Source organism: Halorubrum ejinorense (assembly GCF_039522565.1).
In the GTDB taxonomy this organism is placed as follows: Archaea; Halobacteriota; Halobacteria; order Halobacteriales; family Haloferacaceae; genus Halorubrum; species Halorubrum ejinorense.
This window is the reverse complement of record NZ_BAAADQ010000009.1, coordinates 92,987-113,648: the sequence shown is the minus strand read 5'-3', so window position 1 is coordinate 113,648 and position 20,662 is coordinate 92,987. Positions and strand designations below refer to the sequence as shown.

Genomic DNA, 20,662 nt, shown 5'->3' with positions numbered 1-20,662 from the left:
TCGGGACCCGAGTCCCCTACGGTTCCACGTCGAGGGCGTCGGCGACGTCGGCGAGCACGTCGCCGCGGACCTCGGTGGTCCGCGACTCGATTTCCGCGACCAGCGGCGGCTCGAACCCGTCGCGGACCTGCGCGAGCCGGTCCCGCTCGGTCTCGACCTTCTCCCGGAGGTACCGCGCGCCGCGGCCCGTCTCGTCGTCGTCGGGCGACGGCGTGAGCTTGTTCGCGACGAGCCCCCGCACGCGCAGGTCGCGATCGGTGAACCCCTCTATCGCCCGCGCGGTCTCGTTGACCGACAGCTGGTCGGGGTTGAACACGAGGAAGAAGGCGGCGTCCGTCCGCATCGTCTCGCCGGCGTACTCGAAGAACTCCTTGCGCTTTTGGAGCCGCTCGATCACGGGATCGCCCTCCAACAGCCGCCGCGGCTCCATGTCGCCGATGGCGGCCTTCTCGAACAGGTCGATGGACTGCTTCCGCTTGTACAGCAGTCGGTCGATCCAGTCGCCGAGGAAGTCGGGAAGCCCGAGCAGTCGCAGCGTCGACCCGGTCGGGGCGGTGTCGAAGACGACCCGGTCGTACGGGTCGCTCTCCTCGCGCATCACGTCGACGAAGGCGTCGAACAGCGCCGACTCGTACGCCCCGGGGGTGCCGTGAGACATCTCCAACTGGCGGTTGATCTCCGACACCATCGCCGCCGAGACCTGCTCGGAGAGCGACTCCCGGATCTCGTCGAGGTGCCGTTGCATCTCGTCTTCGGGGTCTATCTCCATCGCGTCGAGGCCTTCGACGCCGTTGACCGAGCGCGGTTCGTCCGCGAACTGCTGGTCGAACACGTCCGACACCGAGTGCGCCGGGTCGGTCGAGACGACGAGCGTCCGCACGCCGTCGGTCGCACAGCGGTGAGCGTACGCGCACGAGACGGTGGTCTTGCCGACCCCGCCTTTTCCGCCGAAGAAGACGAACTGCTCCATCACGTACCCCCGAATCGGTCGCTCATCAGAAGTGGTACTGCTGGCCCTTCCGTTCGAGGAGGGTCTCGCGGTCCCACAGCCGACGCTCCCACGCCTCGAACTCGTCTTCGAGGTACGGGAGCAGTTCGGCGGTGTAGTACGAGACCGGCGACGGGATGCCGAAGGCGTCCGGGAAACACGCCAGCATGAACTCGTCTTCGGTGTCTTCGGCCTCCTTCTCGATCTTCTCGTAGGCCGGGTGCGTGATCATCCCGTGGTACAGCCCCCGGACCCACTCCTCGAGGACGGCCCGGTACCGCTCGATACGGTCTGCTACTGTCATCATTCCTGATGACATTTCCCCCGCGTTAAAACCTGTCGCGGGCGACGAACTCGGCTCGTCGTTCACTGCGGCCCCGCCCGGTCCGGTCGGTCGTTACGGTCGCCGCCGATCTCGGCGTCAGGCGGAGCTGCCGTCGGGCAGCTCTCCCTGCGTCTCGTCGTCTGCCGCGGCCTCGTCGGTGTCGCCGAGCTCCGGCTGTTCGTCGTTGCCCGGACTCGGCGAGTGGATGTCGCTGTCACGGGTTTCCCAGACGAGGTACAGCATCGCGGCGACCATCAGCACCGTCATCGCCACGCTGACCAGGCCCACGGTGGAGACGGATGCAACCATGCCGCGAGTTCGACGACCGCGGGGTATCAACGTATCGGCTCGGAGCGACCGTGCGACGGGCGACCGGCGCGCCGCTGCCGTCGCCGGGGAGTTGAAGGGGGTCCTGTCCGATCCGACCGTATGGACGACCGCATTCCGGTGACCGTGCTCTCGGGGGGGCTCGGCGCCGGCAAGACGACGCTGTTGAACCACCTGCTACGGAACGCCGGCGACCGGGAGATAGCGGTCCTCGTCAACGACATGGGGGACGTCAACGTCGACGCGGAGCTGATCGCCGAGGAGTCCGAAGTCGACGTGGATGGCGTCACGGAGCTGTCGAACGGCTGTATCTGCTGTGAACTCCAAGACGACCTGGAGTCCGCGGTGGTCCGGCTCGCCGACGACCGCTCGTTCGACGCGCTGGTCGTCGAGTCCTCGGGGATCTCCGAGCCGGCGCCGGTCGCGCGCCTGTTCACCACCGAGTCGCGCGCCGCGGCCCGGTACCGCGTCGACGCGCTGGTGACCGTCGTCGACACGCGGCAGTTCCTCGACGCCTTCGGCGGCGACGACGCCCCCGAACGCCGGGTCGACCCGGCCGCGGGCGACGCCGACGGCGACGGCGAGCGCCCGCTCTCGGACCTCCTCGTCGAGCAGATCGAGGTGTCGAACCTCGTCGTCTGTAACAAGGCGGACCTGTGTACCGACGCCGAGATCGACGAGGCGATCGACCTCGTCGGGGCGCTTCAGCCCGGCGCGGAGACGATCGTCGCGGAGTTCTCCGCGGTCGACCCCGACCGCCTCCTCGACGTCGGGCTGTTCGACGAGCGCGAACTCGGCGACCTTCCCGGCTGGAAGCGCGCGCTGACCGATGACGAAGGAGACGGGGACGACGACCACGAAACGGCCCGCGACGGTCACGCTGACCACGACCACGACGACCACGACCACCGCCACCCGGACGAGGTGTACGGGGTCACCTCCTTCACCTACCGCCGGCGACGGCCGTTCCACCCCGACCGGATCGCCGCCGTCCTCCGCGATCTGCCCGAGGGCGTGGTCCGGTCGAAGGGAACGCTCTGGGTCGCGGGCACCGAGCAGCGCCAGCAGGTCGGACAGGCGGGGCGATCGGTCCGCGTCACCGCGCCGGGCCCGTGGATCGCGAGCCTCCCGTCGGTCGAGCGCGACATGCTCCGATCGAACCGGCCGAACCTCGACTGGGACGACGAGCGCGGCGACCGGCTGACCGAGTTCGTCGTCATCGGGACCGACGTCGACGCGGACTCGCTCGTCGCGCGGCTCGACGACGCCCTCCTCTCCGACGCGGAGCTATCGGAGTTCGGCGACGCCGGGATCGGCGACGACCCGGCCGCCGTCGACCCCGCGCCGTTCCCGGACGAGCAGGGCGCCGAGGCCGCGCTCCGCGAGCCCTAAACGGCTCAGCAGGCGCAGCCGCTGCCGGTCGCGCGCTCGAAGCGCATCGACTCGCCGCAGTCGGAACACACCGGGACGCCGTCCGCGTCGCGGTCGAACCCCTCCTCGTCGACCGCCACGTCGCGGACGCGGACGCCGCAGTCGTCACACCAGTACGCCCCCTCCGAGCCGTCGTCGCCCGCGGTTCCGGGCGCGCGCTGGGTCGAGCCCTCCAGCACGCTGGTCACGGTGTCGAAGATTCCCATACCAGAATTATCACCATCGATCGCCTTAGTCTCACGGTGTCGTGCGATTCATTCGCACAGTCGAATTCCGGTCCGCTCCCCCTCCGCGGACTCAAAGCAGCGGCACCGTGAGCCCGACGAAGAGCGCGCCGAGCCCGAGACCGACGTACAGCAGCCGCTCGAATCGCGGCCCGGCCGGCAGCGGTCCGGCGTCCTCGAACGGCGCCAGCCGGACGAGTTGGTGGTACGCGAGCACCGCCGCACCGGCGAACCCGACCGCGGAGAGACCGAGCGACGCGGCCAGCGACAGCCCGTACGCGAGCCCGTATATCGGGCCGAACGAGAAGACGAGCGTGAACGCCAGCCCCGTCGTCACGAGGAAGGGAACGGCGTCGACCCGCTCGCCGTGGCGGTTGCGGGCGCGCGGCACGTCGACCATGCGTCCCGCTACGAGCCGCACGGACAAGAGATAAGTGCCGCTCTCTCGCGGATAGGCGTATGAGCGACGAGAGCGGCGAACGCAGTGAGAGCCGTGGGATCGGCGACGCCGTCGAGCGGTCCTCCGGGGACCCGCGGGTGTTGCTCGCGATGAACGCCGTCCTCTCGACGTGGTTCGCTTGGATCGTCGTCTGGGGGCTCGACTTCGTCGGCAGCGCCGAGTTCGCGCTGCGCAGCGTCGCGACGCTCGCGCTGCTCATCTTCGCGCTGACGTACGTACTCGTTCTGCGGTGAGCGACGTACCGGTTCCGCGGGAGCGACGCGCGCTTCGCCACGTTTTAAGACGTTTCCGGGCCCGATTCCGGACAATGACGATCGAAGACCGCGACGACGCGTACCTCATCACGCACGCGCTGGCGACGGACACCCTCTCGCGGCTGCGCGACGTCGAGACCGAGCAGGTCGCGTTCCGGAAGGGGCTCGTGAAGCTCGGCCGCATCTGCGGCTACGAGATCATCGACGGCGCGATGGAGACCGAGTACGTCCCGGTCGAGACCCCCTTAGCGGAGACGACCGGCGAGCGCGTCAAGGGGCTCGACGACGTGGTGATAATCAACGTCCTCCGGGCCGCGACCCCGTTCGTCGAGGGACTCCTGAAGGCGTTCCCCCGGGCGAAACAGGGCGTCATCTCCGCCGGCCGCGACGAGGCGGCCGGGATGAACGAGGACGGGGAGTTCCCGATCACTATCGACTACGTGAAGCTCCCCGAGATCCGATCCGCCGACACCGTGATCGTCGCCGATCCGATGCTCGCGACCGGGTCGACGATGGCGGCCGTCCTCGACCACGTCCTCGACGAGGCCGACGACTTCGAGGACCTGTTCGTCCTCTCGGCCGTCTCCGCGCCCGCCGGTCTCCTCCGCGTGAGCGAGGCGGTCCCGGAGGCCGACCTCCTGACGGTCGCCATCGACGACCGCCTCGACGACGACGGGTTCATCGTTCCCGGACTCGGCGACGCCGGCGACCGCGCGTTCCGGACGGTCTAAGCCCCGCGTCGTTCCCCGCGCCCCCGATTCGAGGATACCGCGGCCGCCGACGTACATTTAAGAGCCGCGGCCGCGACCGACACGATATGAGCGACGCGCCGACGACTGCGCCCTGCGACGCCTGCGGCGAGGCGACGACGGACGCGCTCGCGCGCACCGTCCGACTGAGCGTCGACCGGGCGAACATCGACACCCAGCGGCTCTGTCCCGACTGTTTCGCCGACTGGATTCAGCGCTATCAAGACCGGCTCGGCTCCGGCACCGACGACGGCAACGACAGCTCCGAGATCATCGTCGACTGAGGACGGAACGGCCGAACACGTTCGATTCGGGCGGCAACGTCCGTTCCGACCGCCCGTCTTAAGCCCTGCCGGGACGGACCGTCACGTAATGGATCTCGCTATCGACGCCCCGGCCCCGGCGGCGCCCGACTGCGCCGCCGACGGGACGTGGCTCGCGTGTATCGAATGCGACGAGACGTTCGCGCCCTTCGAGGCGGTCCGGTACACCTGCGACGAGTGCGACGGCCTGCTCGAAGTGCGCTACAACGACCCCCCGACGTTCGCCGAGTTCGGCGCGGGCGCCCCCTCCGACGGCCCCGACCGCGGCGTCTGGCGCTACCGCGAGGCGCTCCCCTTCGACCTGGGCGTCACGCTCCCCGAGGGCGACACCCCGCTCCACCGCGTCCCCCGCATCGAGGAGGCGGTGGGCGTCGACGCGCTCCGGATCAAACACGAGGGGATGAACCCCACCGGTTCGTTCAAGGACCGCGGGATGACCGTCGGCGTCCGCGTCGCGAAGGAGCTCGGCGTCGGCGCGCTCGCCTGTGCGTCCACCGGGAACACCTCGGCCGCGCTCGCCGCCTACGGCGGCCGCGGCGACATGCAGACGCTCGTCTTGCTCCCGCAGGGCAAAGTGGCCGCCGGCAAGGTCGCGCAGGCGAGCCTCCACGGCGCCCGCATCCTGGAGGTCGACGGCAACTTCGACGCCTGTCTCGACATCGTCCAGGAGCTGGCCGCCCGCGGCGAGGCGTACCTGCTCAACTCCCTGAACCCGTTCCGTCTGGAGGGCCAGAAGACGATCGGCTTCGAGATCTTAGAGGAGTTCTACGCCGACTACGGCGCCTTCCCGGACCGGATCGTCCTGCCGGTCGGCAACGCGGGTAACACCTCGGCGCTGTACAAGGGCTTCCGCGAGCTCGTCCAGTCGGGCGCGCTCGACGTCGACGAGGTCCCCAAGCTGACGGGCGTCCAGGCCGAGGGCGCCGCGCCGATGGTCGAGGCGGTCGAGGAGGGCAACGACGAGATCCGGCGGTGGGAGCACGTCGAGACGCGCGCGACCGCGATCCGCATCGGCAACCCCGTCAACGCGCCGAAGGCGCTGCCGGGCATCCGGAACACCGGCGGCACCGCCGTCGCGGTGAGCGACAACGAGATCACCGCCGCGCAGCGTCACCTCGCCAGCGAGGGCGTCGGCGTCGAGCCCGCCTCCGCCGCGAGCCTCGCCGGGCTCAAGAAGCTCCGGCGCTCCGGGGTCGTCGACGACGACGAACAGGTCGTCTGCCTGACGACCGGTCACCTGCTCAAAGACCCCGAGGCGGCCTACGAGGCCGGCGGCGAGCCCGAACCGGTCCCGAACGACGTCGACGCGGTGCTCGATCACCTCCACGAGTGAGACGTCTCGCGGGCGAGTCGCTCGCTTCGGGAACCGACCTGCCGGCTGTTTAAAATGACTCCGCCGAACCGTTACTCCGCCGGCCGCTCGTCCGCGTCGTCCAGCGTGATCTCGGTGACCTCGACAATCCGACCGTCCTCGAGCAGCGCTTCGATGGCAGCGTCGGGGACGTCGTGGTCGAGGTTGTAGACGGTGAGCGCCTCCCCGCCCTGAGTCTCGCGGGCGTTGTACATCCCGGCGATGTTGACATCGTGGTCGCCGAGGACGGTGCCGATGAGACCGATGACGCCCGGCTCGTCCGTGTTGCGCGCGACCAGCATGTGGCCGTACGGGACCGCGTCGACCCGGAACCCGTCGATCCGGACGATTCGGGGGTCCTCGCCGGCGAACAGGGTGCCCTCGACGGCGATCGAATCGTCGCCGTTGTGGACGGTGACGCGCACGAGGCTCTGGAAGTCCTCCGTCTGGCGGGTCTTCGACTCGGTCACGTCGATGCCGCGCTCCTCGGCGAGCCGCGGCGCGTTCACCGCGTTCACCTGCCACTCCAGCGGTTCGAAGACGCCCTTCAGGGCGCTCGCGGTGACGAGCTCGACGTCCTCCTCGGCGATGTCGCCCTCGTAGGTCGCTTCGACCTCGGTGATCCGGCCGTCGAGCAGCTGTGCGGCCACCTTCCCGGCGGTCTCCGCGACGGCGATGTACGGCTTGATCCGGGGGAAGGCGGTCTCGTCGACGGAGGGCGCGTTGAGCGCCGTCAACACGGGCTCGTCGTCGAACGCGGCGAGCACCGCGTTCGCGGTGTCGACCGCGACGTTCTCCTGTGCCGCCTCCGTCGAGGCGCCGAGGTGCGGGGTCAAGACGATCTCCTCGACGTCGAGCAGCGGGGAGTCCTTCGGGAGCGGCTCCTCGGCGAACGAGTCGAGCGCGGCGCCCGCGAGGACGCCGTCCTCGACCGCCGCGGCGAGCGCCTCCTCGTCGACGATGCCGCCGCGGGCGCAGTTGATCAGGTAACCGCCCTCGAGCTGGGCCAGTTCGTCCTCGCCGATCATCCCCTCGGTCTCGGGGAGCAGCGGCGTGTGGATCGTCGCGAAGTCGCCGGCCGCGAGCGCCTCGTGGAGGTCCTCGACCAGCTCCGCGCCCATCCGGTCGGCGCGCTCCTCGGAGATGTACGGGTCGTAGACGACCAGGTCCATCCCGAGCGAGTCGAGCCGCTTGGCGACCTCCTGGCCGACGCGGCCGAGGCCGACGATGGTGAGCGTCTTGTTGTTCACTTCGGTGCCGAGGAACTCGCCTTTCGCCCACTCGCCGTCGACGAGGCGTCCGTGCGCCTGCGGGATCGACCGCGCGACCGCGAACGTCATCGCGACGGTGTGCTCGGCGGCGGCGCGGACGTTCCCCTCGGGCGCGTTCGCGACGATGACGCCGTGGTCGGTGGCGGCCTCGATGTCGATGTTGTCCACGCCGATGCCGGCGCGGCCGACGATGACGAGGTCGTCGGCAGCCTCGAAGACGGCCTCAGTGACCTCGGTTCCGGACCGGACGATGAGCGCGTTGGCGTCACTGACGGCGTCGAGCAGGGCGTCGCCCTCGGCCTCGTAGTCCGCTACGACCTCGTGGCCGGCGTCTCGGAGTCGGTCCAACCCCGCGTCCGCGATGGGGTCGGTCACGAGTACCTTCATGCTCGTAGGCACCCGCGGCGCGGGGTTAACGCTTTCCTCATCGCGCCGTTTTGCCGGCCGAACGAATCCGCGTTCGTGGATACCTAACCCCTCTGTTTCGACTGGAACGTCCGCGTTCGTGTACACACTCACCGCCGGTACTGCCTTTTATACGGGGTCGCATATCCGTATATGGACTTCACTATCGCGTTCGTCGGTGTCGGCGCCATCCTCGCGTTGACCGCCGTGAGCGCCTTCTTCTCCAGTTCGGAACTCGCGGTGTTCTCCGTCCCCACGCACCGGATCGACTCGCTCGTCGCGACCGACGTTCCGGGCGCGAGGGCGCTGTCGGCGCTGCGCGACGACTCGCACCGCTTCCTCGTCACGGCCCTGGTGAGCAACAACGTCGCCAACATCGCCGCCGCGTCCGTCGCGACCGCGGTGTTCGTCCGCTTCGGCTTCTCGGGCGGCGAGGCGGCGACCGGGTCGACGCTCGTCACCTCGGTGTTCGTCATCGTCTTCGGCGAGATCGCGCCGAAGTCGTACGCCGTCGCCAACGCGGAGAAACACGCGCTCCGCGTCTCGCGGATCGTCGTCGTCGTCCAGCGGGTCCTCCGTCCGATCCTGTTCGTCTTCGAGGCGCTCTCGGGCGTCGTCAACCGCTTCACCGGGGGCGAGTCGGACATCGAGTCGTATCTCACGCGCGAGGAGATAGCGACGCTCGTGCGCACCGGCGAGCTCGCCGGCGCGCTCGACGCCGACGAGGGCGCGATGATCCGGGGCGTCCTCGACCTCGAAGCGACGACGGTCGTCTCGGTGATGGTCCCCCGGACCGACGTGGTCGCGCTGCCGAACACGGCGACTCCGGCAGACGCGCTCTCGACGGCCGCCGAGGAGGGCGTCACGCGGATGCCCGTCTACGGCGAGAACCGCGACGACGTGATAGGCGTCGTCGACGTCCGCGACGCGATCCGCGCCGACGAGACGGGCGCCGACCTCGCGAGCGCGCTCCGCGAGCCGGTGTTCGTCCCCGAGACGAAGCCGCTCGACGAGCTGTTCGCGGAGATGCGCGCGAGCGAGACGCGGATGGTCGTCGTCGTCGACGAGCACGGCTCGGTCGTCGGCGTCGCGACGCTGGAGGACCTCTTCGAGGAGGTCGTCGGCGAGCTGGTCGGCCGGTGGGAGACGGACGCCGTCGACGTCGTCGCGCCGGACACCGCCGTCGTGCGCGGCTGGACGACGGTGACGCACCTCAACGAGACGCTCGGCCTCTCGCTGCCCGCCGACACGGGCGCGAACACCGTCGCGGGACTCGTCACCCGCCAACTCGGGCGACTCCCCGCCGAGGGAGACCGCGTCGCGGTCGGCGAGGTCACGTTCACGGTCACCGGGGCGACCGCGACCCGCGTCACCCGCGTCCGGGTCGAACACGCCGACGAGAACGGGTTCGCGTCGGCTTGACGCGGGTTCCCCGGACTCGATTCGGGTTTCCGGACTTCCCCGGACTCACCCCGGCGTGAGACGCACGGATCGGGTCGTCCGGGAAGCCGAACGGGCCGCCGATCACACATAACACAACATACATGTGTCTCCGACGGAACCGTCGAGACACGTTCTCGATCATGGTTGGCCGTTGGGCGTGTGACCGGTGTGGGTTCGTCGCGTGGACGCGGGACCGGTCCGGGATGCGCGAGGTGACGGGGTCGCACCTGCTCGCTCACCACTCGGACGCGCTCTCTCGGTCCGACTTCCGCGTCAGTTGGGACTGCCCGTACTGCGCCACCGCCAAGACCGCTTACGACACGGACGGCGCGGTCGCCGAGTTCAAGGATCACCTCCACGGTCACGTGACCGACCGCGTCGCCGACGGGGTCCACGTGGCCGACCGGGTGAGTTGGGACGGCGTCGTCCGCGTCGACGCGTCGCCGGTCGACGACGAGGCAGACGCGCTCCGGGCGCACTTCCACGGCGCGGCCGGCCTCGTCATCGCCGTGACGCCGTCTCCGGAGCGGCTGGTCCGCGCGCTCGACGAGCGCCTCGACGCGTGGCCCCGGCGGACGGTGATCGTCAGCACCGGCGAGTACGACTTCGAGGCGACGCCGGACGTCGACTTCGAGGGCGTCGGCATCGAGATGGTCGAACTCGACCCGCGCCTCTCGCCCGACGAGGTCGGCGAGACCGTCTCGCGCATCCTCGACGCCAACCACCGGCCCGGCGAGCGCGTGTCGCTGGAGGTGAGCGTCTTCCACCAGATCGTCGCCGCCTTCGACGTCGAGCGCGCGGTCTCGTTCGTCCGAATGCTCGCCGCGCGCCTCGCCGACACGGGCGGCGTGTTACAGCTGTACGTCGACGCCGACGCGGACCGGAACGTCGCCACGGTCCTCAACTTCTTCGACGAGACGATCGACCTGACGGTCGCCGTCGACGACGACCGGTTCGTCCGCCGTCCGTGAGCGACTCCCCGCCCGCGATCGACTTTCCGCCCGTGAGCGGCTCCCGCTCGTGAACGGCTCTCCGTCTCACTCCTCTCGACTCTCCGTGTAGTCCGCGGGCCAGCGGACGTAGACGTACTCCACGTGGCGGTCCGCGGCCGTCTCGACGACCGCGCGCTTGAGCCGCCGCAACACCGCTCTGGCGCGCTCCCGAGCGGCGTCGGAGGTCGCCTCGTCGCCCGCAAGCTCCCGGAGGGACCGCTCGACGTCGACGCCGAGCGGCGACTCCGGCGGATCCGCGTCGGCGCCTTCCGCCTCGGCCCCGGCGGCCGCGACGATCCGCGGCAGGTACGCGGCCGCGAGGTCCGCCACCAGCCGGTCGCGGTGGTCGAGCGATTCTATCAGCCACTCGATCGCCGCCGAACGGTCGGCCGCGGTCGGGTCCGCCGCTTCGAGGAGTTCGCAGTACAGCCACGCCGCGTACCGCCGCGTCTCGGCGTCGACGCGGGCCTCGGACCGATCCGCGTCGCCGCGCTCGGTTCCGCCTCGCGCGGCCGCGGTCCGCTCGGCCGCGACGGCGCGGAACACCGCGAGCACCCCGTCGGTCTCAAACGGCCGCTCGGTGAGGAGTCGGTCGCGCACGTCGCCGGCGGGGACCGCGCCCGCCTCGGCGATCACCGCGGCGACCGACGCCGCGGCGGCCCGCCGCACCGCCTCCGAGGGATCCGCTAACGACCCGAGGAGCACCCCGGCGGCGTCCCGCCGGTCCAGCCGACCGAGGCGGCGGACGACGGTGAGTCGAAGCCGCTCGTTGCCACGCCGCGCCGCGAGCGCGAGCAGTTCGGTCGCGTCGTCGCTGTCCATCGCGACGAGCGCGTCCACCGCGGCGCCGCGCACGAGGCCGTTCGGCGCGTTCACCAGCGGTCGCACCGCCTCGACCGCCTCGCCGCCGGACCGGGCGTATCCCTCGACGGCCCGGGCGCGGACGCGAGCGTCGTCGTCGTCGAACGCCTCGCGGAGCCGGGACGTCGCCGACTCGGCGCCGACGGCGGCCAGCCCGGTCGCGCCGACCATCCGGTAGGCGGCGCGGTCGCTCTCCAGCCACCGGACGAACGTCTCGGCGACGCCGGAGTCGGCCTTCGACACGTGACTCGCAGCCTCACCCGATTCGCGGCGGTCGGCGACGCGCGCCGCCAGCCGGTCGACGTGGGCGTCTCCGTGGAAGTACAGCGACTCGATCGCCGCCGCGCGCACCGACTCGTCCGGGTCGTCGAGGGCGGTCTCGAACAGCGCCTCGACGATCCGGCCTTCGTCGGCGCTCATCGATCCGGAGGGGTTGCCCAGCGCCTCGGCGGCCTCGCGCCGCGTCTCGGCCTCGAACCGCCGACCGAGACGAGTCAACGCCGGGGTTCGACCGCCGTCGCCGCGGCTGCCTCGGTCCGCGTCGCCGCCCGACCCGGACCTCGCGTCTCCCTCCGGTCGCGCCCCGTCGTCCATTTCGCGTACCTCTCACCGATCCGGTAGGTTAAACGTACGCCCGCGGCTATCACCGATGAGAACCTCCCCGCGGTGCGGGCCGAGCCGAGCTCCGCGAACCGCACTACTCCAGCCGGAACTCCCGGACTGCGTCGTACTCGGGCCCCGACGCGGTCAGCGTCGACGCCACCAGTCGGATCTCGCCGACTGAGAACGCACCTACCTCGGAGTCGCCCGCGTCGAGTGCGTCTCGGACCGCCTCGGCCCCGGTCGCGCTCTCGACGCGCGCCAGCGTGACGTGGGGGGTGAACGCGTGGTCGGCGGGGTCGACACCGAGCGCGGTCGTCTCCGCCTCGAGGGCGCGGTGGAGCGCGGCGAGGTCGTCGCCGCCGCGCTCGATCCCCGCCCAGACGACGGACACGTAGTCGCGGTTCGGGAAGACGCCGAGGCCGCCGACCGCGCAGTCGAACGGCGCGACGCCCGCGCGGTCGACCGCCCGCTCGCCGGCGGCGATCACGTCGTCGAGGGCGGGGGCGCCCTCGTCTCCGTCCCGGTCTCGACTTCGGTCCCCGTCTCCCTCGCGATCTCGGCCTCGGTCGCCGCCTCCGGCGCCGACCTCGCCGAGGAACTTCAGCGTCACGTGCGCCTGCTCGGGATCGACCGGACTCACGCCGGAGGCGTCCGCGAACGGGGTCTGTGCCGCCGCGACGCCGGCCGCGAGGGACTCCGGCAGGTCGACGGCGAAGAACGCGCGCATCTCGGTCGAGGGATCGGCCGAGCGACGGATACGGCTTGGGGTGGCCGAGCCAACGAGTCGCACGTAAATACTCCCGCATCAGTCCGGCATTAACCCCACCACGGGCGCGGTCGTAGTCGACATCGATGGGCACCACCGACTCCGCGCGGCCGCAATCGACCCCGGAGCGTCGGACTCCAGAGCGTCGGACTCCGGGGGCTCAAGCACCGAGCGTCGTCCGCCCGGACGACGGCCGCCGGATCGCGTACGCGACGTACGGCCCTCCCGCCGGCGATCCGGTCGTCTTCTTCCACGGGACGCCCGGGTCCCGCCGACTGGGGGCGCTCCTCGAACCGGCGGCGCAAGCGAACGACGTCCGGGTCATCGCGCCCGACAGGCCCGGCTACGGTCGGTCCTCGCCGCACCCGGACCGGACCGTCGCCGACGCCGCCGCGTCCGTGCGGCCCGTCCTGAACGACGCGGGCGTCGAGAGTGCGCCCCTCGTCGCGTTCTCCGGCGGGGCTCCCTACGCCCTCTCGACGGCGGCGACGCTTCGAGCGCGGGTCACCGGCGTCGACCTCGTCGCCGGGGCGACGCCGCCCGCGTTCACCGACGACACGCCCGCGGTACAGCGGTTGCTGACCGGACTCGCGGCCGCGACGCCCTCGGTCCTCGGTGCGCTGTTCCGCGGACAGGCGTGGGTCGCGGACCGGGCGGACCCGTCGTTCGTGGTCGGCCAGTACGCCGCGGACGCGGACGCCGTCCCCGACGACGCCGCGGCGACGGTGAAAGCGGACTTCCTCGCGGCGTTCGAGCGCCACCGGACCGGCGCGGTCACCGAGTTCCGCGACGCGGGAGCCGACTGGGGGATCGACCTCGACGCGGTCGACACCCCGGTGCGCCTGTGGCACGGGACCGCCGACGCCAACGTCCCGATAGCCGGGGCGGAACGACTGGCCGAGGCGCTCCCGAGCGCCGACCTCCGCACCCTCGACGGCGCGGACCACCTCGGGACGCTCCTCCGGGCCGCCCCCGAGGCGCTGGCGCGTCCCCGCTGACCGCTCCGGCCCTCCCCACGTCCCCGCTGACCGCTCCGGCCCTCCCCACGTCCCCGCTGACCGCTCCGAACCGCCCCACGTCCCGACCCCGTCCTGAACCCGCGCCGAACCATGCGGATTGATGTGTGGAACGGTCGAACGGCGAGCGACCGCCGAATGAAACGGATCAGGTTCTCGGCCGACTACCCGGAGCGGCTCCGCCACCCCCTCCACCGAGCCATCGTCGGCGAGTCGCCGATCTCGCGCGCGGAGCTGCTGATGTGGAGTCCGACGGCGGACGCGACGACGCTGCTCTGGTTCGACGGCGACCGCGACGCGACGACCGCCGCCGTCGGGGCGATCGACTCGCTGGTCGCGAGCAGCCTCGTGCGCGACGCGGGCGGGACCTACGCCTTCCTCCGACAGGACGACTACGAGTTCCCGGCGGCCCTCCTCGACACCGTCGCGGCGTCGCGGGTGATCTTCCTCCCGCCGGTCGTCTTCCGCGAGTCGGGCGACGTGCGGTTCGAGGCGGCGGGCGCGACCGCGGCGCTCAGCGCGTTCCACGACGACCTCGCGGCCCTCGCGGACCTCACCATCGAGCGGGTCCACGAGTTCGAGCGCCGGCGGACGCCGTCGCGGCTGACCGACCGACAGCGCGCGGCGCTGGAGACGGCGGTCTCGGTGGGGTACTACGAGGTGCCCCGCGAGGGGACCGTCGCGGACGTCGCGGCCGGGCTCGACTGCGCGACGAGCACGGCCGGCGAGCTGCTCCGGAAGGCCGAGGCGGCGGTCGTCGAGCGCGCCGTCGAGTCGGAGTGACGGCGGTCGCCGCCAGAGGAGAAGACCGCGGTTACAACCGCTCTCGGAGCGTGTCGGCGGTCGCGTCGCCCACGCCGTCCACGTCGGTGAGGTCGTCTCGGGAGGCCTCGCGGACGTTCTCGACCGACCCGAACCGCCGGAGGAGCCGGCGGCGGGTCTCGGGGCCGACGCCGGGCACGTCGTCGAGGACCGTCGCCACCTCGTCGCGGACGGTCTGGTGGTACGACACCGCGAAGCGGTGGGCCTCGTCACGGACGCGCTGGAGCAGGTGGAGCTCGGGGGCGTCGTCGTCCCAGCGGCGGGTGCCGGAGGGGGTCACCACCAGCTCCTCCGCCTTCGCGAGCGCGACGACGGGCACGTCCCAGCCCGTCTCCGCGAGGGCGTCGCGCGCGGCACCCAGCTGTCCGTCGCCGCCGTCGATGAGCAGCAGGTCCGGGTCGGGTCGGTCGTCTCGGCCCTCCACGGCGCGCTCCGCGCGCCAGCGGATCAGCTCGCGCATGTTGGCGTAGTCGTCGTTGCGCTCGGTGAGCTTCTTCCGGCGGTAGTCCGCGGTCTCGGCGCTCCCGTCGACGAAACAGACGTCGGAACCGACCACGGCGGTCCCCTGCGCGTGGCTCACGTCGAACCCCTCGATCCGGGCGGGCGGCGAGACGCCGAGTCGGTCGCCGAGCGCGCCCACGGGGTCGTCGCGGCCGCCGCGCTTCCGGGCGTTCTTCAGCGCGAGTTCGACGAGTTTCGCCTCGCGGCCGGCCCCCGGGACCCGCACGGCGACCCCTTCGCCCTCCAGCCAGTCGACCACGTCCGAGTCGGACGGGCGCTCCGCCAAGAGGACCGCGTCGGGGAACTCGCGCTCCGCGTAGTACTGCGCGAGGAACGCCGCGAGGACGGCGGCCGGGGTGTTGGCCGCCGACCCGTCGCTCGTGTCGTCGCTCGCGCCGTCGGTCTCCCCGCCGGCCCCGCGCTCGTCCTCCACCGCCGCCGCGTCCAGCCGGTGGCGGCTGCGGTCGACCAGCTGGCCGCGCTCGCTGTGGAGCCGGGCCACGCGGGCGGTGTCGCCCTCGACCGCGGCCGCGAGCACGTCGACGGTGCGGTCGTCGCTCCGGTCGCTCACGGCCTCGCCGCCCTCGCCGTGGAACGCCTCGACGGCCTCGAGCCGGTCGCGGAGGTTCGCGGCGCGCTCGAACTCGTTCGCCTCGGCGGCGGCCTCCATCCGCCGGCGTAGGGGGTCGGCGAGGACCCCCGTCTCGCCGTCGAAGAAGCGGCGCGCGGCCGCCACGTCCTCGGCGTAGCTCTCGGCGTCGATCTCGCCGGTACAGGGGGCCGAGCAGATCCCCATCTCGTAGTCGAGACAGGGGCGCTCGCGGCCCTCGTACTTGTGGTCCGAACAGCCCCGCAGGCGGTACTCGTCGCGGATCGCCTTCACCACCGTCTCGACGCGGCCCACGTCGGTGAACGGGCCGTACGCGACGGCGCCCTCCTCGGGGTCGCGGGTCACCTCGATCCGCGGCACCGCGTGGTCGGAGAAGGCGACGAGCGGGTAGGACTTGTCGTCTTTCAGCCGGACGTTGTACCGCGGCCGGAGCCGCTTGATCAGGTTCGCCTCGAGCAGGAGCGCCTGCGTCTCCGTGTCGGTGACCGCGAACTCGACGCGGTCGGCGCGCTCGACCATGCCCCGGATCCGGCCCGAGCGCGGGTCGGCGTACGACCGCACCCGGTCGCGGAGGTCGAGGGCCTTCCCGACGTACAGCGTCGTCTCGCCCGCGCGGAACTGGTAGACCCCCGGCTCGGTCGGGAGGTCGCGGGCCCGCTCTCGCACCGCTTCGGCGTCCATCGGTCTCGGATCGCCGTAGCCGCCCGACGCCATTGAACGCTGCGGGGCGGGGCGGTCTCCCCTCTTCGCCGTTTCACTCGAGTTATCAAACGTGAGTTCCGGGACGTGCGGTTTATGATGGCGGTTGGGAGACGGTGACGTAGACATGACGGGACTTCGCGAGCGCCTGCGGAACGTGTTCGGGCGGGGGAGCGACTCCCGGTCGGTCCCCGACGGGGGAGTCGTCGTCGACGGGCCGTCGGACGGCGCGGGACCGACTGAGAGCGGCACCGCCGAGGGAGACAACGAAACGTACGAGATAGCCGACGAGCAGGGCGTCGACCGCGCCGAGACGCTGGCGGGTGCGGGCTTCCAGCAGGTGTTCAACGCGACGAGCGTCCCGACCTTCATCCTCGACGCCGACGGCAACGTCGCCGAGTGGAACGAGTCCATCGTCTCGCTTACCGGGGCCGAGCGGGAGGACGCCATCGGCCACGGCCACGTCTCCGAGCTGTTCTACCCCGACGGCCGACGGGCCGACACGCTCGCCGACAAAGTGCTCGACGCGCCGGAGACCGCGGACGAGGTGTACGGCGTCGAGCGCTGCGACGCCGCGACGACCCGCTACCGCGACACGAGCACGATGGTCGACCGCCACGGCGACGAGAAGCACATCGAGTTCACCGCGACGCCAATGTACGGCGACGGCGGCGAGATCGTCGGCGTCAGCGAGGTCGTCATCGACCGCACCGAGAACGTCAACGAGCGCGACGCGACGGCCCGACTCGTCTCCGAGATCCGCGAGACTGCAGAGGCGATCGGCGAGGGGAACCTCGACGCTCGCGCGGTCTGTCACGACGAGTGTGAGGAGGTCCTCGGCGACGACCTGCTCCGGGTCGTCGGCGTCGTCAACCAGATGGCCGAGAACCTCGACCAGCTCTCCTCGGGCGTCCACGAGAAGGCGCGCGACCTCGACGGCACCGTCGAGGAGGCGAGCGCCGCGGCCGCCGACATCGCCGAGAACGTCGACGAGCAGAACGAGCTCTTAGAGGAGAGCGTCTCGGAGATGCAGTCCTTCTCCGCGGGGATGGAGGAGGTCGCCGCGACCGCAGACCAGGTCGACACCGCCGCGGTCGCGGCCGCCGACGCGGCCGACGAGGGGCTCGACGCCAGCGAGGACGCCCGCGAGGCGACCGAAGACGTCGTCGAGATCGGCGACGAACTCGTCGAGAGCGTCGGCGCGCTCTCCGACCGCATGGACGACATCGAGGAGGTCATCGAGGTCATCTCCGAAGTGGCCGAGCAGACGAACCTCCTCGCCCTGAACGCCAACATCGAGGCCGCCCGCGCCGGCGAGGGCGGCGACGGCTTCGCGGTCGTCGCGGAGGAGGTGAAGAAGCTCGCCGACGAGACCCGCGGCTACACCGAGGAGATCACGGAGAGCCTCGACAAGCTGCAGGCGCAGTCCGCGGAGACCACCACCGCCGTCGAGCGCTCGCACGACCGCATCGAGGACGCCGGCACCGAGATCGAGACGGTCCTCGACTCGCTCGAGGAGATCGCCGACGCCGTCGACGAGGCGGCCGCGGGCGTCGCCGAGGTCGCGCGGACCACCGACGACCAGGCCGCGACCGTCGAGGAGCTCACCTCGTCGCTGGAGGCGGTCCGCGAGCGCTCCGACCGCACCGAGGACGCGACCGAGCGCATCGTCGACGCCACCGACGACCAGGAGGCGGCCGTCGACGAGCTGATCGCCCGCGTCGAGCGGTTAGACGCCCGGTAGTCCCGCGTCCTAACGCTCACGTTCCCTCGACCGTTCCCGTCTCGACGCCCGCCCGTCGCCCGCCTCGTTCGATCGATTTTCTTCCTCCCGCCGAACGTTTAACCCCGCTCAACCCCCAGAAACAGCATGTCCGTTACGCCGCCCGGACCGCTCGGCGACCCCCTCTTCGGGAACGGTCGCCAGTTCGCTGACGACCCGTTCGGATTCCTGCGCGCCTGCGCCGACAGCTACGGGGACGTGGTGCGCCTCAACCTCGGTCCCCGCGAGACGTACCTGCTGACGAACCCCGCCGACGTCGAGCGCGCGCTCGTCTCCGACGCCGAGCGCTACCGGAAGCCCCAGTTCGGCGACGACGCCATGGACACGCTGCTCGGCGACGGCCTCCTCCTGAGCGAGGGGGAGACGTGGCAGCGCCAGCGAAAACTGGCCAACCCCGCCTTCCACAACCGCCGGATCGGCGCGCTCGCCGGCGTGATGGCCGACCACGCCGAATCGCACGTCGCCGAGTGGGAGGACGGCGACGTCGTCGACCTCCAGTTAGAGCTGGCGCGGCTCACCGTGAAGATCATCGTCACGGCGATGTTCGGCGCCGACATCAGCGACGAGGAGGTCAAGACGGTCCAGGAGAACCTCGAACCGCTCGGCGCCCGGTTCGAGCCCGACCCCCGCCGCTACCTGATCCCGAACTGGATGCCGACGCGCGAGAACCGGGAGTTCGATCGGGCGATCGAGACGCTCGAATCGGTGATCGACGGCATCGTCGACCGCCGCCGCGGCACGGAGCGCGACCCGAGCGTCGACCCCGCCGGTCCGGACGGGGCCGCGGTGCGCGGCCCGCCCGGCGACCCCGACGGCGACCTCCCGATGGACCTCCTCTCCGTCCTGCTCCGCGCCCGCGACCGCGGCGAGCAGACCGACGCGAACCTCCGGGACGAGCTGGTCACGATGCTTCTGGCCGGCCACGACACCACCGCCTTGGCGCTCACCTACGCCTTCTACCTCCTCTCTGACCACCCGGCGGCCCGGGAGCGGGTCGCAGACGAGGCCGGCGCGGCCGTGAGCAACGGCCCCCTGACCGCGGCCGGCGTCCGCGACATGGACTACACCGAGCGCGTGCTCAACGAGTCGATGCGGCTCTACCCGCCCGTCTACACGCTGTTCCGCGAGCCGAAGCTCGACGTGAAACTGGGGGGGTACCGGATCCCGGAGGGGTCCGCGCTGATGATCTCGCAGTGGGTCGTCCACCGCTCCGAGCGGTGGTACGACGACCCGGATACGTTCGACCCCGGTCGCTGGACGCCCGAGCGTCGGAGCCAGCGCCCCCGGTTCGCCTACTTTCCGTTCGGCGGCGGCCCGCGCCACTGCATCGGGAAGGCGTTCTCCCTGCTGGAGGCGAAGATAATCCTCGCGACGGTCTGCTCGCGGTTCGACCTCGACTACGAGGGGCCCGACCTCTCCCTGCGCGGCTCGCTGACGATGCATCCGGACCACCCGGTACCGATGCGGCTCCGCGAGCGCTGAGATGGCGGACGCCGGCGAGGAAGCCGAACCCTACTGCGCGCGGTGCGGCGAGCCCCTCAGCCGCGGTCTCGTCGCCGGGAAACGGCGCGCCTGCTGTCTCAACGCCACCCCCATCGCCGGCGTCTGCCCGACGCACGGGCCCGTCGGAGAGCACGACGCGGTCGACGCTCGCAGCGATGTCGACGACGGCTGAGGAGACCGACGACGCCGGCTCAGAGGTCGACCGTCGCCGCGACCTCGCGGAACTCGGGGTCCCACACGTCGAGCGCGTGGACTCGCCACCGGACCGGGTCGAACTCGGCGTCCACCAACCCCGCGACCGCTCCCGGTTCGGGGTTCCCGCCGCGCGCGAGCGTGACGTGTGGCACGTACTCGTCGCCCTCGATCCCCTCCACGGCTCCGAACGCGTCACAGAGCCGACCGTGAAGCCGCAGGAGGCCCTCGCTCTCGACGGTCAGATAGACGACTGGCGCCGACCCGGACGCCGGCGCGTCGAAGACGTCGACTCCGGTCACGGCGACCTCGAACGGTGCGGTTCTCCCGAGCGGGCGACCGAGCCGCCCGCGCAGACGGTCGAGCGCGTTCGCTCGCCGCGGCGGCTCGGCGTCTCCGTCCTCGCTCCCCTCTCCCCGCTCGCCGACGTCCGCGACGCCGAACCGCTTACAGACGAGCGTGTAGCGCTCGCGGACCGTCTCGAACCCCTCCAGTTTCGGGTGGAGATCGGCCGCGAGACGCTCGACTGCGGGGGCGAGCGGAACGTTGAGGCTGAACACGCTGACGCCGGTTCAGATCCGATCGGTGAGGTGTAAGGCGATCACGACGACGAGCGCGACCCCGATCAGCGTCGGGAGGGCGTCGAGCAGCCAGAACGCGAGGCCGAGGACGGCCTCTACTATCTCCAGCAGAAGCCACGCCACGACGAGCAGCAGGACGAGCTTCAACAGGTCGTCGGTGTCGATCTCGGCGCGGTTCATGA

Annotated in this window: 23 protein-coding genes; 12 read left to right on the top strand and 11 right to left on the bottom strand. The window is 71.4% G+C overall.

Going from position 1 to position 20,662, the window contains the following annotated elements; translation table 11 throughout:
• Nucleotides 1–16: 16 nt before the first annotated feature.
• The 3 genes from ABDZ89_RS09465 to ABDZ89_RS09455 all read right to left on the bottom strand — a co-directional run bounded on the left by ABDZ89_RS09465 (nucleotide 17) and on the right by ABDZ89_RS09455 (nucleotide 1,622).
• A complete protein-coding gene (locus ABDZ89_RS09465) occupies nucleotides 17–970 on the bottom strand; it encodes an ArsA family ATPase (protein WP_343778548.1) in 954 nt (317 codons plus the stop codon).
• 25 nt (nucleotides 971–995) lie between these two features.
• Nucleotides 996–1,292, bottom strand: coding sequence for a DUF7990 family protein (locus ABDZ89_RS09460; protein WP_343778546.1), 297 nt, complete (start codon nucleotides 1,290–1,292; stop codon nucleotides 996–998).
• Between the two features lie 117 nt (nucleotides 1,293–1,409).
• Nucleotides 1,410–1,622 (bottom strand): hypothetical protein, encoded by a 213-nt coding sequence (locus tag ABDZ89_RS09455; protein ID WP_343778544.1) that lies wholly within the window; start codon nucleotides 1,620–1,622, stop codon nucleotides 1,410–1,412.
• Nucleotides 1,623–1,742: 120 nt separating this feature from the next.
• Here ABDZ89_RS09455 and ABDZ89_RS09450 point away from each other — a divergent pair, with 120 nt between their 5' ends.
• Nucleotides 1,743–3,032, top strand: a complete 1,290-nt coding sequence (locus ABDZ89_RS09450) for a CobW family GTP-binding protein (protein WP_343778542.1) — start codon at nucleotides 1,743–1,745, stop codon at nucleotides 3,030–3,032.
• Between the two features lie 5 nt (nucleotides 3,033–3,037).
• On the opposite strand, the gene ABDZ89_RS09445 is transcribed toward ABDZ89_RS09450, so the two are convergent.
• Entirely contained in the window at nucleotides 3,038–3,277 is a 240-nt protein-coding gene (locus ABDZ89_RS09445) for a hypothetical protein (protein WP_343778540.1), read from the bottom strand.
• Nucleotides 3,278–3,368: 91 nt separating this feature from the next.
• On the bottom strand, nucleotides 3,369–3,695 hold the full coding sequence (locus tag ABDZ89_RS09440) for a hypothetical protein (protein ID WP_343778538.1): 327 nt from the start codon (nucleotides 3,693–3,695) through the stop codon (nucleotides 3,369–3,371).
• 59 nt (nucleotides 3,696–3,754) lie between these two features.
• On the opposite strand from ABDZ89_RS09440, the gene ABDZ89_RS09435 reads away from it, so the two are divergent.
• From ABDZ89_RS09435 to thrC, 4 genes are all read left to right on the top strand, one after another.
• Nucleotides 3,755–3,988: a DUF8107 family protein gene (locus tag ABDZ89_RS09435; protein WP_343778536.1), complete on the top strand. Its 234-nt coding sequence runs from the start codon at nucleotides 3,755–3,757 to the stop codon at nucleotides 3,986–3,988.
• Nucleotides 3,989–4,062: 74 nt separating this feature from the next.
• Nucleotides 4,063–4,740 (top strand): uracil phosphoribosyltransferase, encoded by a 678-nt coding sequence (gene upp / locus ABDZ89_RS09430; protein WP_343778534.1) that lies wholly within the window; start codon nucleotides 4,063–4,065, stop codon nucleotides 4,738–4,740.
• An 86-nt stretch (nucleotides 4,741–4,826) separates the two neighbouring features.
• Nucleotides 4,827–5,042: a DUF7569 family protein gene (locus tag ABDZ89_RS09425; protein WP_343778532.1), complete on the top strand. Its 216-nt coding sequence runs from the start codon at nucleotides 4,827–4,829 to the stop codon at nucleotides 5,040–5,042.
• An 88-nt stretch (nucleotides 5,043–5,130) separates the two neighbouring features.
• Nucleotides 5,131–6,414, top strand: coding sequence for a threonine synthase (gene thrC, locus ABDZ89_RS09420; RefSeq protein ID WP_343778530.1), 1,284 nt, complete (start codon nucleotides 5,131–5,133; stop codon nucleotides 6,412–6,414).
• A 71-nt stretch (nucleotides 6,415–6,485) separates the two neighbouring features.
• Here the strand turns inward: thrC and serA are convergent, their stop codons facing one another.
• Nucleotides 6,486–8,090, bottom strand: a complete 1,605-nt coding sequence (serA, locus tag ABDZ89_RS09415; protein WP_343778528.1) for a phosphoglycerate dehydrogenase — start codon at nucleotides 8,088–8,090, stop codon at nucleotides 6,486–6,488.
• 171 nt (nucleotides 8,091–8,261) lie between these two features.
• Here serA and ABDZ89_RS09410 point away from each other — a divergent pair, with 171 nt between their 5' ends.
• Both ABDZ89_RS09410 and ABDZ89_RS09405 read left to right on the top strand, forming a co-directional pair.
• Complete coding sequence (locus ABDZ89_RS09410; protein ID WP_343778526.1) at nucleotides 8,262–9,530, top strand: hemolysin family protein; 1,269 nt, start codon at nucleotides 8,262–8,264, stop codon at nucleotides 9,528–9,530.
• A 161-nt stretch (nucleotides 9,531–9,691) separates the two neighbouring features.
• A complete protein-coding gene (locus ABDZ89_RS09405) occupies nucleotides 9,692–10,522 on the top strand; it encodes a DUF7504 family protein (protein ID WP_343778524.1) in 831 nt (276 codons plus the stop codon).
• 66 nt (nucleotides 10,523–10,588) lie between these two features.
• Here ABDZ89_RS09405 and ABDZ89_RS09400 read toward each other — a convergent pair whose 3' ends face one another.
• Both ABDZ89_RS09400 and thpR read right to left on the bottom strand, forming a co-directional pair.
• Complete coding sequence (locus ABDZ89_RS09400; RefSeq protein WP_343778522.1) at nucleotides 10,589–11,998, bottom strand: HEAT repeat domain-containing protein; 1,410 nt, start codon at nucleotides 11,996–11,998, stop codon at nucleotides 10,589–10,591.
• 103 nt (nucleotides 11,999–12,101) lie between these two features.
• Nucleotides 12,102–12,734: an RNA 2',3'-cyclic phosphodiesterase gene (gene thpR, locus ABDZ89_RS09395; RefSeq protein WP_343778520.1), complete on the bottom strand. Its 633-nt coding sequence runs from the start codon at nucleotides 12,732–12,734 to the stop codon at nucleotides 12,102–12,104.
• Between the two features lie 125 nt (nucleotides 12,735–12,859).
• On the opposite strand from thpR, the gene ABDZ89_RS09390 reads away from it, so the two are divergent.
• On the top strand, nucleotides 12,860–13,771 hold the full coding sequence (locus ABDZ89_RS09390; RefSeq protein ID WP_343778518.1) for an alpha/beta fold hydrolase: 912 nt from the start codon (nucleotides 12,860–12,862) through the stop codon (nucleotides 13,769–13,771).
• A 156-nt stretch (nucleotides 13,772–13,927) separates the two neighbouring features.
• A complete protein-coding gene (locus tag ABDZ89_RS09385; protein ID WP_343778517.1) occupies nucleotides 13,928–14,572 on the top strand; it encodes a helix-turn-helix domain-containing protein in 645 nt (214 codons plus the stop codon).
• 31 nt (nucleotides 14,573–14,603) lie between these two features.
• Here ABDZ89_RS09385 and ABDZ89_RS09380 read toward each other — a convergent pair whose 3' ends face one another.
• Nucleotides 14,604–16,403 carry an excinuclease ABC subunit C gene (locus ABDZ89_RS09380; protein ID WP_343778515.1) on the bottom strand — a complete coding sequence of 600 codons (1,800 nt, stop codon included), beginning with the start codon at nucleotides 16,401–16,403 and terminating at the stop codon, nucleotides 14,604–14,606.
• 145 nt (nucleotides 16,404–16,548) lie between these two features.
• Here ABDZ89_RS09380 and ABDZ89_RS09375 point away from each other — a divergent pair, with 145 nt between their 5' ends.
• The 3 genes from ABDZ89_RS09375 to ABDZ89_RS09365 all read left to right on the top strand — a co-directional run bounded on the left by ABDZ89_RS09375 (nucleotide 16,549) and on the right by ABDZ89_RS09365 (nucleotide 19,879).
• Nucleotides 16,549–18,165, top strand: a complete 1,617-nt coding sequence (locus ABDZ89_RS09375) for a methyl-accepting chemotaxis protein (RefSeq protein ID WP_343778514.1) — start codon at nucleotides 16,549–16,551, stop codon at nucleotides 18,163–18,165.
• A gap of 126 nt (nucleotides 18,166–18,291) precedes the next feature.
• A complete protein-coding gene (locus tag ABDZ89_RS09370; protein WP_343778512.1) occupies nucleotides 18,292–19,686 on the top strand; it encodes a cytochrome P450 in 1,395 nt (464 codons plus the stop codon).
• Between the two features lies 1 nt (nucleotide 19,687).
• Nucleotides 19,688–19,879, top strand: coding sequence for a hypothetical protein (locus ABDZ89_RS09365; protein WP_343778511.1), 192 nt, complete (start codon nucleotides 19,688–19,690; stop codon nucleotides 19,877–19,879).
• 19 nt (nucleotides 19,880–19,898) lie between these two features.
• Here the strand turns inward: ABDZ89_RS09365 and ABDZ89_RS09360 are convergent, their stop codons facing one another.
• On the bottom strand, nucleotides 19,899–20,459 hold the full coding sequence (locus tag ABDZ89_RS09360) for a 2'-5' RNA ligase family protein (protein ID WP_343778509.1): 561 nt from the start codon (nucleotides 20,457–20,459) through the stop codon (nucleotides 19,899–19,901).
• Between the two features lie 12 nt (nucleotides 20,460–20,471).
• Nucleotides 20,472–20,660 (bottom strand): DUF7554 family protein, encoded by a 189-nt coding sequence (locus ABDZ89_RS09355; protein WP_343778507.1) that lies wholly within the window; start codon nucleotides 20,658–20,660, stop codon nucleotides 20,472–20,474.
• Between the last annotated feature and the right edge of the window lie 2 nt (nucleotides 20,661–20,662).